General features: G+C 35.6%; 8 protein-coding genes and 1 pseudogene. 3 read left to right on the top strand and 6 right to left on the bottom strand.

Annotation, left to right across the window (positions count from 1 at the left end; all coding sequences use genetic code 11):
• The first annotated feature begins 489 nt into the window (after nucleotides 1–489).
• The 3 genes from ACEN4L_RS13125 to ACEN4L_RS13115 all read left to right on the top strand — a co-directional run bounded on the left by ACEN4L_RS13125 (nucleotide 490) and on the right by ACEN4L_RS13115 (nucleotide 3117).
• Nucleotides 490–630, top strand: coding sequence for a hypothetical protein (locus tag ACEN4L_RS13125; protein WP_407097687.1), 141 nt, complete (start codon nucleotides 490–492; stop codon nucleotides 628–630).
• A gap of 455 nt (nucleotides 631–1085) precedes the next feature.
• The gene (locus ACEN4L_RS13120) at nucleotides 1086–1670 is read left to right on the top strand and encodes a hypothetical protein (protein ID WP_407097686.1); all 585 of its coding nucleotides are present in this window, start codon (nucleotides 1086–1088) and stop codon (nucleotides 1668–1670) included.
• Between the two features lie 712 nt (nucleotides 1671–2382).
• Nucleotides 2383–3117, top strand: coding sequence for a hypothetical protein (locus ACEN4L_RS13115; RefSeq protein WP_407097685.1), 735 nt, complete (start codon nucleotides 2383–2385; stop codon nucleotides 3115–3117).
• A gap of 199 nt (nucleotides 3118–3316) precedes the next feature.
• Here ACEN4L_RS13115 and ACEN4L_RS13110 read toward each other — a convergent pair.
• The 6 genes and pseudogenes from ACEN4L_RS13110 to ACEN4L_RS13085 form a co-directional block, all read right to left on the bottom strand.
• A pseudogene (locus ACEN4L_RS13110) lies at nucleotides 3317–3661 on the bottom strand (transposase); the annotation flags it as partial.
• Nucleotides 3662–4645: 984 nt separating this feature from the next.
• Nucleotides 4646–5575: a manganese-dependent inorganic pyrophosphatase gene (locus ACEN4L_RS13105; RefSeq protein ID WP_407097684.1), complete on the bottom strand. Its 930-nt coding sequence runs from the start codon at nucleotides 5573–5575 to the stop codon at nucleotides 4646–4648.
• 50 nt (nucleotides 5576–5625) lie between these two features.
• Nucleotides 5626–6573 (bottom strand): LysR substrate-binding domain-containing protein, encoded by a 948-nt coding sequence (locus tag ACEN4L_RS13100; protein ID WP_407097683.1) that lies wholly within the window; start codon nucleotides 6571–6573, stop codon nucleotides 5626–5628.
• A 101-nt stretch (nucleotides 6574–6674) separates the two neighbouring features.
• On the bottom strand, nucleotides 6675–7442 hold the full coding sequence (gene pflA, locus ACEN4L_RS13095) for a pyruvate formate-lyase-activating protein (RefSeq protein ID WP_407097682.1): 768 nt from the start codon (nucleotides 7440–7442) through the stop codon (nucleotides 6675–6677).
• A gap of 111 nt (nucleotides 7443–7553) precedes the next feature.
• Nucleotides 7554–9782 (bottom strand): formate C-acetyltransferase, encoded by a 2229-nt coding sequence (gene pflB, locus ACEN4L_RS13090; protein WP_407097681.1) that lies wholly within the window; start codon nucleotides 9780–9782, stop codon nucleotides 7554–7556.
• 304 nt (nucleotides 9783–10086) lie between these two features.
• On the bottom strand, nucleotides 10087–11310 hold the full coding sequence (locus ACEN4L_RS13085; RefSeq protein ID WP_407097680.1) for an MFS transporter: 1224 nt from the start codon (nucleotides 11308–11310) through the stop codon (nucleotides 10087–10089).
• Between the last annotated feature and the right edge of the window lie 198 nt (nucleotides 11311–11508).

Genomic DNA, 11508 nt, shown 5'->3' with positions numbered 1-11508 from the left:
CAGTTGGTGCAAAGAATGGGACGATTCCATTATATGCCTCTCATTCATCGGCAATAGGACAATTAATCAAAAGTTTTCGTTAATTCCTGTCTTTTGGGAGAAGGTTCCTGGTTTTAGGAACGTTCTTTCAAAAGATGGGCCAGCAAGCGGCGGAGCCGTGCGGTAGCTGACAAGTGTACAAAAGTAGAGTGCCTAAACTAGCACAGTAATGGGACGCCCGAGAAAAACTTGACACATACTTCTTACCAACACTATTTGACAAAGAACCTTCTTTATTCTATAATTTAGTTGATTAACACATATGGACATAAGGAAAATAAGCTTTTGTTTTTATCCCATTAGGAAGGAGGCCTGAGTATTTTGAATGTTCCTTAATGGTTAATAAGTTACTAACTCTTTGCGTAATCACGAACAATTTGTCATAAGAATAATTATAGAGAAGTAAAATTAGAACGAACAGTAATTATCTATAATAAAAGGAGAATGAAAATGATTTTGCCAATTTTTAAATTGCTTTCTTGGATTGTTTTTCCTTTCTTTGCTTATTTTGTTTTAAAAAGATTATCTGAGATTCGAGATATATTAATTAAAATGTATGAGAAAAATGAAGGAAATGAAAATCATCTTTAAAAAAGTGATAACTTTTATTTTGGGGTGCTTTTTTTATGTTGAGAAGAGAGAATTACTACGTACTTTCTTTCTACTTAATAAACCAAGATAAATGTACCAATAGTAAACAAGTTTCCACGATTAACTCAAATTATACCAATGACATCTATTAAGAATTCATAACTAATAAACTTTAGTAAAGAATCATGCTCTTCTTTATAAATAAATTATGCTTTTCAAAATCATTGCACTCGGAAATGAAAGCGTGTTCAAAAAAGGAAGAGCCCTTAGTTCAATATTAATTATTCCTACTCGCTAATTATGCCTCCCAGACTTTTATAAGAATTTATTAGATTTTAATAGTGTGATTACTTCATAAAAGCTTTCTCCTAAAGAGATGAACCTCATTATTATGAGAGTCATACAAAAATGCTAGTGGTCGTTAAAAAAAACTAATGAAAAAGGAGATATCAGTAATGAAAACAAAGTTAAAGTTAATTATTATTTCATTTTTTTCTATAGTCACGATGAGTCTCACGCCAATACCAGTCATGGGCGCAGAGATTGATTCTCCAGAACTGTCTCAAGAATTAGTGGGGACAGAAGAATTCGATATTAGAGACGACTTTTATTCAGAAGTTATCGAAACAGAAAAAGGAACATTAACCATTACAGTTGAAGATACAGAAGATCAATTAATAGCCCCTTTTGCTACGTGGCCAAATGGATCGTATAGCAAAAAAGTCAGTGCTAACTTTACGGGTACGCAAGGAGCAAGCTGGTTTGGAACAATGACTGCAACATTTAGAGTAAACCTTAGTCCCTATAATGCTAATATTCTTGGGGTATCAAATGGAGAATTTAATGCATCGGTAATTAGTCCAACTGGAGAAAAGTATTATGAAGTACTTACTCCACATGTAACCGGAAATAGTCGGTACGCTGAAGCAAGATACCGTGAAAAATATAACATTGCGGGGTTTGGCCAACATGATATGTGCTTGTATCTTCAATTAAGAGGAGATGGACATGCTAGAGCATTCATGCGAGGGATTTGGTAATTAATCCAATAAAGCCTCATATTCGTTAGTTGTCATAATCAATTTAGAAAATTACAAAGTAATATATGAATTTCATTCTATAGAAGGTTCATCATCTCTTAAGGAGAGACTTTTTTATGTATTAAATAATCGCAATCACTTTAATGAAACAAACATAGTAAGCTATATGTTCATCACTTGTAAATTGATGAATTGTCATAAAAATCTATCGTATTATCTAGAAAGAAATTTTGGTAAATACTTTTGCGTCTTTATCCCTAATCTCTTTGAAGAATAATAAGTATATAACTTCTTTTTAGCCTATACCATTAAGAAGTGATTAGTGATTCGAACAAGCGTTTCATTCAGTGCTCTACTTAACAACTCTGGCTACCAAGGGAACGGAATTTTGTACTTAATTTCACTAGTGTTGCATTAAAATTTTATTGTTTCCATGGCATAAGAAAACCTCGAGCTCACGCTCGAGGTTTTCTTATGTAACCGCTTTATCTTTTGGGTTATTGGGTCTATCTGAAGGAGAAGTAAAGGCTGCCTCAAATCCTATCGAAAACGTCAACACTCATACTTTGATACACTTAATCCTGTTGCACCACAAGTAGTATTTAATTATGGACATACTTACGTTGCAACAAGTAACCCATGGCCTATGGCTCGGGTAATTTCAAAATAATAACTAATAAGTTTCATCAATAAAAAGAGAGTTGGTTGGTTTATGAGAAAGCCACATATTGCTTTTATTTTATTATTCTTTCTATTACTTCAACATTTCACTTCAATTTTTATTCTTAGATATCAAGTGCTATTCGAAGCAGAAAAAGCAGAACATGAAGAAATTGTCTTTCAGTCGTGGAACGCAGCAACAAGTGGAAATAGAATTATTTCCGAGTTGGATAATTGGTATAACGAAGAGGAATTCTCCATGCTTTTCTTTCCATATTTTGATGACCGTATAGGAGTGTATGGTAAATTAGAAGCTGATTATCTTGTTGATGAAAAAATATCAGATGAGGCTCTGCAACAATTTAATCGAGGATTTGAAGAGGGCGTACCAAGCGTATTGGTAGAGAAAAACTCTGATTGGGTTTACCGTATTAATAATGAAAACAGTACACTAACTATTAATAATGAAGTATTTAATGTTGTTGGCCTTTTTGAAACGACTATAGAAGATTCTTCGCAGCAAGTTGATTCAGAAGTCAATCTCATTCACACGTTTACTCCATTAAATCTGTCAGCTGGTGAATACGAAGTATATGGAGTGGATCAAGAAAGTATTGGTCCACTATTTAGTGAATTTGTGGCGCAAGGGAATGAAATTGCAATAAATGCTGAACTAGATAAACAATCTAGTTTATTTTTCAATCTTATAAACGATAGCTTCTTACAGCCAATGTTAATCATCTTAGGTATTGCTTTTTTCAATTTATTTATTATTCTATTTCACTAGTGTTGCATAAAACTATATCCTTACCGAATTTCAGTATTGTTAATTAAATCACAAGACGTTTTCGTTTAATATTAAAAAAAAGTCAAATGCTGGCACAGAGGCTGCTGAAAAACTAGCAGTCTAAAATTATCATGTACAAACACAAAAAAATAATCAGTGATTTCTGAATTTTTACGTAAACGTAAACAGTTATCACTGATTATTTTTGTCTATTTTCTTCATTTTTTCTTGTTTTTTCTTCTTTCAGCTTTATAATTCGCTTCATATTCACTACAAAGAGCGTGGTGGCCCCTTGTAATTTCATGCCAAATAAACCGGTTAAATGCGCTTTTTTATAACCGTGTCTATTTTTTAATTCATTATTTTTTGCCTCTATTTTATATCTGTTTTTTGAACGTTCTTTAAAATAGTCGCTTTCTTCAAAGGCTAATTGTTGTGTATGTTCTCTATTTTTTATAGTGACAGAGTATGTTTTTGTTTTAGTGTTGTTATAGCAAGTATCTTTTAATGGGCATTGTTTACATTTTTCGACATCAAAGATAAAAAAACACTTTAATTATTCTACAAAATATATCAATTCCATAAAAGGAGAAATGAACAACCAAATAAATAAATTGGAGTTTAAATCAATTCAAAATCTCATTAAAATTTCTAATGAGAAAAATGTATCAGATCAAACGCGGTTTTCTAAGCAAATTCATAAGTTTCCATAACGCGAAACCTAAATGTACGTTGACTTGGAATCGAAACTATAGTTATATTAAATTATATTTTGTTTGTCCTTTGAGAATTAAATAGTTTACAAGTTTATAGTTCTTGTTAAAAAAACTTAGTCGGTCGGCTTCCCATTGCAAAATGCATAGATCAGCCTACGGACTATTGCTAATAGAAATTAGCTGCTACGCTGTGATAAGTATATCGTCAAGTTGCAACTTGATAAGATCAGCTATGCTCATGCAATGACATTATCAAAAAAAAATTGATAACGGAGCGCGAGTGTGAGACGCCATGATTTTTAATTAAGAATAAATTAATTAGAAGAGCGGATGAAGAGAGCTTTTATATTGAATGGGATTGATTTGTTTCTTATTTTTTTAGTTTACATAATATATATTATACAAAGTAGTTGACAGAGATAATAACTGGTTAAAACTTAAAAATTATCCTCTTTTATCCTGTTTTCTTTCTCTTGAGCTGTTTTTTGATTCCAACTTAAGAAAATTTTTTTTCTTTCTTTATTATAGTTCGATTCACTTGTTGACTGAACTTTATCTCACTGATTGTTTTTGTTTGAGTTCTTAGAAATTTATCTTTCAACTCATTACAGGTTGTAACTATTTACTTCAAATAGTTATGATTTCATTTTGCTGTACTAAAAACTCTTTTAATCCATATATTAGTTTCTCAGCACGTTTCTAAGCTCATTTCAGTTTAGTTTGCTGCCGTCTGTCCGTAAATGTTTTTTAACGACAAACATCCTGATGACTGATTTTTTATCAGCCTTCAGGATGTTTGATTGATTTACAGCTTATTTAGTTAAAGCTTCTGTTAATTGTGGAACCACTTGTTTCTTACGTGATACGACACCTTTTAAGACTGCTTTGTTGTTTTCTAGTTTTACGTTAAAGGCTTCTTCAACAGCTGCAATCGGATTACCGATAGCCAAAACCACTGAATCACTATCTAAGATATTTGTGACAACTAAAATAAATAAATCATAACCGTTATCTAAATTGGCTTGTTGGATAGCTTCTTCTAATTGAGCTTGTTTAGAAAAGACATCTTCTACATCAACCACATTGATTTGTGCAATACGGACGTTTTTGTCGCCCATTGGGAAACTTTTTGCATCCATATCAATCAATTCTTCAGCCTTTTTGTCGCTCATGTTTGTTCCAGCTTTCAACATGTCTAAACCATATACATCTAAATCGACTTCAGCAATAGCTGCAAGTTCTTTTGCTGCTGCCTCATCTTCAGCTGTAGACGTTGGTGATTTAAACAATAATGTATCTGAAACAATGGCTGACAACATTAAACCAGCGATGTTTTTAGGAATGGTTACGCTGTTTTCTTTAAAGATTTTCAATACAATCGTTGCTGTACAACCAACTGGTTCTGCACGGTAGTACAAAGGATTTGCTGTATCAATATTTGCGATACGGTGATGGTCTACAACAGATGCGATTTCAACGTCTTGAATATCTGAAACACTTTGTTGTGCTTCATTATGATCCACTAAGTAAACCGTGTTGGTTTCATTTGCTGCTGTTTCAATGACGCGTGGTGCTTTCATACCAAAGTATTTTAATGCGTATGCAGTCTCTTCCCCTATTTCTCCTAAAGCTACCGCTTCTGTATCTTTTCCTAATTCATTTTGCAAGTAAGAAAATGAGATAGCTGATGCAATAGCATCTGTATCTGGGTTTTGATGTCCAAAAACTAAAATTTTGCTCATTTGTCATGACACTCCTTTATTTTGATTCACATCTTTTATAGTAGAACAAATTAGCTTTTTAGTCTAGAGGCATAGTCTTTTTCTTCTAAAAATTTGTCAAAATAGGTGAAAAATTGATTCACACGATCGAGTGTTCTTTTCTCTTTTTGATACACAAATGCCAGTGTATATGTAATAGGTGGATCAAATGGCAGCATCTGTTGATCGTTTTCTAAAGGATGAGCATCAATATACGATTTAGGTAATGCAGAGAGAGAATTGGTTTTTTGACTAAATAACTGTAGTTGTCTTGGCGTTGAAAAATAGCCCGAAACTAAAGGCAAATCAAGATTATGTTGGACAAATTTAAACCTTAAAATATCATTGACATAAAAATTCCGTGGATAAAAAACCCATTTATGATTAGTCGTTTCGTTTAAACGAACGGAGACACGATCTTTTAACTCAGCACTCTGATGCAGTAGAAATAATTCTTCAGCTACTATGATTTTGGATGAATAATGAGTCCAATTTTTTATCGTGTCTTCCGGCAAACACAAAATAGCGAAATCGATTTGATTCTTTTCTAATTGGTGCCAGATTTCTTCTCTGGACAACAAATACAACGATACTTTGCAGGTAGGAAAGGTTCCATAATAAGACGCTATAAAGTCCATAAAGACTCCATCTTCTATCGATGACAGTAAACCTATTTTTAAGTGGCCGTTTTTTTCATTTTCTAAGTATTCTATGTCTTCAATGGCGTTTTTAAAGGTCGTTTGAACCGATTGTGTGGCTCTGACCATAACTCGCCCAGCATCCGTTAACCGCATCTCTCTGCCTTTGAAATAAAATAAAGGAACACCTAATGCTCTTTCAAATTTTTTGATTCTTTGCGTTAAAGCGGGTTGTGAGATACCCAACTTTTGTGCAGCATATGTATAGTTCATGGTTTCAGTTAATTGAATAAAATAATCCAATGTTTTTCCTGAAAACACACTCTGGTCTTTTAAATTCATTCTGATTCCCTTCCTCTTTAACCTTTCCCCTACCTTCATCATAAGCAAACAACTAAAAAAGAGCAATCTTAAATTGCTCTTTTAATAGAATATTTATTCACTTATTGAACAAATTGGTACAATTTATAATCTTCGATATGCAATAATCGATTGGCGTTATCGATTCTGTCTTGTGTAGGCGGCTCAATCCCTTGCAATTTATAAGGAATGTTCAACGCTGCATATTTATAAAGTCCTAGTTTATGGTAAGGGAGAATCTCCACTTTCACGACATTTTTCAGTTTTTTTATAAATTGGTCTAGTCGAATAAGATCTTCGTCAAAGTCCGAACGTTCCGGAACCAATACATGTCTGATCCACACAGGTTTCCCTATATCAGATAAATAACGTGCCATATTTAGGATATTTTCGTTAGAATGCATCGTTAACTGCTTGTGCTTTTCTGCATCAATGTGCTTAATATCAAACAATAACAAGTCTGTATAGGACATCAATTCCTCAAAACGACTAAAAAAAGGTTCATCCCGTGTAAAGGGCTGGCCACAAGTATCCAATGTCGTATGGACCCCTTCTGCTTTGGCTTTTTTGAAATACTCAATCAAAAAATCAATATGCAGCAAGGGTTCACCTCCACTAACCGTAATTCCGCCTTTTTTACCCCAATAATCACGATACTGTAACGCTTCATCCAGTAATTCATCAGCCGTATAAGGCGTACCTCCTCCCATATTCCAAGTATCCGGATTATGACAAAACTCGCATCTCATACGGCACCCTTGCATAAACGTAACAAAACGTATACCAGGACCATCAACTGAACCAAAACTTTCTGTCGAATGCACATATCCAATGACAGGTTCATTACTCATTGTATTTGACTCCTTTTTGTAAAAGGGCTAAGAAGATATTCTTCCTAGCCCTTCCTTTTTACTTAAACTAGCTATGCTATGACAGCAACGGTCGCTTAATGATTTTCTGTCTTACATGCTGGCATGCATTGTACGATTGATAACATCCAATTGTTGTTCACGTGTCAATTTGATAAAGTTTACCGCGTATCCTGATACACGAATCGTTAATTGAGGATAGTTTTCCGGATGATCCATTGCGTCGACCAAGGTTTCACGATTAAAGACGTTTACGTTCAAATGGTGACCGCCCTTAGCTGCGTATCCATCTAACATGCTGGCTAAGTTTTCTTGCTGTACATCGTCTTCTTTACCTAATGCTTTTGGAATGATAGAGAATGTATTTGAGATACCGTCTAACGAATATTTGTACGGGATTTTAGCTACTGATGTCAAACTAGCCAATGCTCCATGAGTATCTCTGCCGTGCATTGGGTTAGCTCCTGGTGCAAAAGGTTCTCCTGAACGACGTCCATCAGGTGTATTGCCCGTCTTCTTACCGTACACGACATTTGAGGTAATGGTCAAAATAGAAGTCGTATGTGTAGCTCCACGATAAGCAGGATGTTTTTTTACTTTGCCCATGAACGTTTTTAATAACCAGATCCCGATTTCATCAGCGCGGTCGTCATTGTTTCCGTATTTAGGGTAATCGCCTTCGATTTCGTAATCCACTACTAAACCATCTTCATCACGAATGGTTTTAACTTTAGCGTATTTGATAGCAGATAATGAGTCTATGGCTACAGAAAATCCAGCAATACCCGTTGCCATTGTTCTAAGGATATCGCTATCATGCAACGCCATTTCGATGCGTTCATAAGAATATTTGTCGTGCATGTAATGAATGATGTTCAATGTATTCAAATACAGCCCTGCGATCCATTCCATCATTGTATCGTATTTTTCCATAACTTCATCATAATCCAAATATTCAGAAGCAATCGGTTGATACTTAGGTCCAATTTGTTGTTTAGATTTTTCATCTACCCCGCCATTAATCGCATACAATAACGTTTTAGCCAAGTTGGCGCGAGCTCCGAAGAATTGCATTTGTTTTCCGATACGCATAGCAGATACACAGCAAGCGATCCCGTAATCATCGCCCCATTCCACACGCATGATGTCGTCATTCTCATATTGAACAGCACTGGAAGCAATAGACACTTTGGCACAGAATTTTTTGAAATTCTCCGGCAACTGTTTAGACCATAGGATAGTCAAGTTTGGTTCTGGAGCTGGTCCCAGATTAGACAAAGTATGTAAGAACCGATAGCTGTTTTTAGTCACCATATGACGGCCATCAATCCCCACACCCGCGATAGCTTCCGTTACCCAAGTAGGATCACCTGAAAATAAGTCGTTATAATCCGGTGTACGAGAGAATTTTACTAAACGCAATTTCATCACAAAGTGATCTACGATTTCTTGCGCTTCTGCTTCAGTTAAAGTACCAGCTTTTAGATCACGCTCCATGTAAATATCTAAGAAAGTTGATGTACGTCCTAATGACATTGCAGCACCATTTTGTTCTTTGACGGCTGCTAAATAACCCAAGTACAACCATTGAAAAGCTTCTTTCGCTGTAGCAGCAGGTTGAGAGAGATCAAAACCATAGATATATCCTAATTCTTTCAATTCGCCCAAAGCCCGAATCTGTTCATTGATCTCTTCACGGTCACGTATGATGTCCTCACTCATTGTACCGTAACCCTTAGTGTCTAGATCTGCTTTCTTTTCTTTAATCAAATAATCTACGCCATATAGCGCTACACGACGATAATCCCCAATGATCCGTCCACGTCCATATGCATCTGGCAAACCAGTGATGACTCCGCTGCGACGAGCAGCACGAATCTCAGGTGTATAGGCATCAAAAACACCTTGGTTATGAGTTTTACGGTAATCACGAAAAATGTGAGAAACTTCTGGGTCTATTTCGTAGCCATAAGATTCTGCAGACTGTTCACTCATACGTATACCGCCAAATGGTTGTAAACTGCGTTTGAAAGGTTTTTCTGTTTGGAATCCCGCAATTTGTTCCAATTCTTTATTTAAGTAACCAGCAGCATGAGATGTAATGGTAGAAACAACTTTTGTATCCATATCCAATACTCCGCCTGCTTGTTGTTCTTGACGGTTTAAATCCATGACTTGATCCCAAAGGGCAGTAGTCGCTTCTGTTGCGCCCTCTAAAAATTCATCTGTGCCATCGTACGGATGATAATTTTGTTGGATAAAATCCCTTACATTTACTTCTTCTTTCCAAACCTTACCTTTAAACCCTTTCCATTGTTCCATTTCCTTACCTCCGTATATCTAATGTGAGTCGTTTTAGTCTAACGAACTTTTTTACACGCTCATTATATCACATAAATAAAAAATATCCAATTCTTATATAGAACTTTTTTAACAATAGCTTGTCTCCTCCCGCTGAGACTTCCTCATTTTATACTTTAAAATAAGCTTTTAAAATTTGTGAAAAAGGTATAAAAAATCAAAAATAGTCAAGTTTTTAAAATCACATAAAACTCTTTATCTACAAAAAAACCAGTATCATCGCTCAGGATGATACTGGAGAACCATTGCTTATCATTGCAGATAGTTATTTCCCTGCTTTTATAAGCGTTTTGTTTTGAATCAGAAAAATAGCCAGTATACTAATCAAAATACCAGTCCCTACCAAGATCCATTCTATTTTCAGCATATCGGCAAGTGGGCCGAACACAAGCATCCCTAATGGCATCATAGAAGTAGATATCATACTCATAATACCAAATACTCGCCCTAAATAATTTTCTGTCACTTTTTCCTGTAACATGACAGTCGCAGGTGTATTGAAAACAGGAAGTGCAACTCCAAATACACCAAACGAGAAAAGATAGTACCAAAAATTCGGCAGTACACCGAGAGCAATCGTACAAAGTCCCATTACCATACTGGCGGAAGCAATTGTAATAATTTTATTCTTAAACCCGCCCCAAACAGCAATGAGGGCTCCTCCTGCTATCATACCAATGGAAAACGCAATTTCAATCGCCGATAACCGCCAAAGTTCTTCTCCATAGGTACGTGTTACTTGCAACGGAGTCAAAAATGAAGCTGGTGCAATCAACAAGAATAAGACAGACATGAAAAAGAAGAAAACTTTTAAATAGTCATGATGCTGGATATAGCTGATTCCTTGCATAAAATCAGTAAAATAGCTATTCATTTCCTCTGCTGCCGCTTTGTAGTGAGTTGGTACTTTTAAAATCAATAAGACAGCAATAGCTAATGCTGCGGTAACTACATCAATCATGAAAATCATTTCCATCGTCGCAATATCTAACAAAGCGGCACTAACTACTGGCGAAATAAACATGACCATCGCTTGGATAGTACCATTGATTCCATTAATTTTCGTTAGCATTTCTTCGGGAACAATCTGTGGTAAAATCGCACCGATTGCTGGCGTTTGAATTCCAGCACCAAAAGCGCGAATAGCGGCCATCAAGTAAAGCAACCAGATGGAACCAGACCCTAGAAAGAAAAGAATGGCAAGAATCAACGTCGCAAATGCAATCAACCCGTCTGATAACATGATGAGTACTTTTCGGTTATAGCGGTCTGCCCATACTCCTGCAACTGGGGACAATAGAAATGTTGGAATAAAACCACAAATAATATACAGTGTCATCATTGTTCCGGAGTCTGTTGTTAAGGTGACATGCCACAACATGGCATACTGAACAAGAGACGAACCAAACAATGTAATCGTTTGGCTGCTTAGAAAGAGAGTAATATTCCTTAACCAGTTTGTCGGATGCTGCTGTCGGTGTGCATTCATTTTTTCAACCCATTTCTCTTCTAAACACTGTTGTTTCGCGAAATAATATTAGCAATATCCTTCTCGAAAAGGTTTGTGTCAAGTTTTTCTCGAGCGTCCTATTACTCCGCTAGTTTAGGCACTCTATTTTTGTACACTTGTCAGCTACCGCACGGCTCCGCCGCTTGCTGGCCCATCTTTTGGAAGAACGTTCCTAAA

It is taken from the genome of Desemzia sp. FAM 23988, assembly GCF_045528365.1.
GTDB lineage: Bacteria > Bacillota > Bacilli > Lactobacillales > Carnobacteriaceae > Desemzia.
Note: the sequence above shows the minus strand (reverse complement) of the source record. Positions and strands in the feature narration are given on the sequence as shown.

Excerpts from the sequence above, each read along its gene's own strand:
- ACEN4L_RS13125 (WP_407097687.1), top strand. The coding sequence starts at position 490 with ATGATTTTGCCAATTTTTAAATTGCTTTCTTGGATTGTTTTTCCTTTC.
- ACEN4L_RS13120 (WP_407097686.1), top strand. The coding sequence starts at position 1,086 with ATGAAAACAAAGTTAAAGTTAATTATTATTTCATTTTTTTCTATAGTC.
- ACEN4L_RS13115 (WP_407097685.1), top strand. The coding sequence starts at position 2,383 with ATGAGAAAGCCACATATTGCTTTTATTTTATTATTCTTTCTATTACTT.
- ACEN4L_RS13105 (WP_407097684.1), bottom strand. The coding sequence starts at position 5,575 with ATGAGCAAAATTTTAGTTTTTGGACATCAAAACCCAGATACAGATGCT.
- ACEN4L_RS13100 (WP_407097683.1), bottom strand. The coding sequence starts at position 6,573 with ATGAATTTAAAAGACCAGAGTGTGTTTTCAGGAAAAACATTGGATTAT.
- pflA (WP_407097682.1), bottom strand. The coding sequence starts at position 7,442 with ATGAGTAATGAACCTGTCATTGGATATGTGCATTCGACAGAAAGTTTT.
- pflB (WP_407097681.1), bottom strand. The coding sequence starts at position 9,782 with ATGGAACAATGGAAAGGGTTTAAAGGTAAGGTTTGGAAAGAAGAAGTA.
- ACEN4L_RS13085 (WP_407097680.1), bottom strand. The coding sequence starts at position 11,310 with ATGAATGCACACCGACAGCAGCATCCGACAAACTGGTTAAGGAATATT.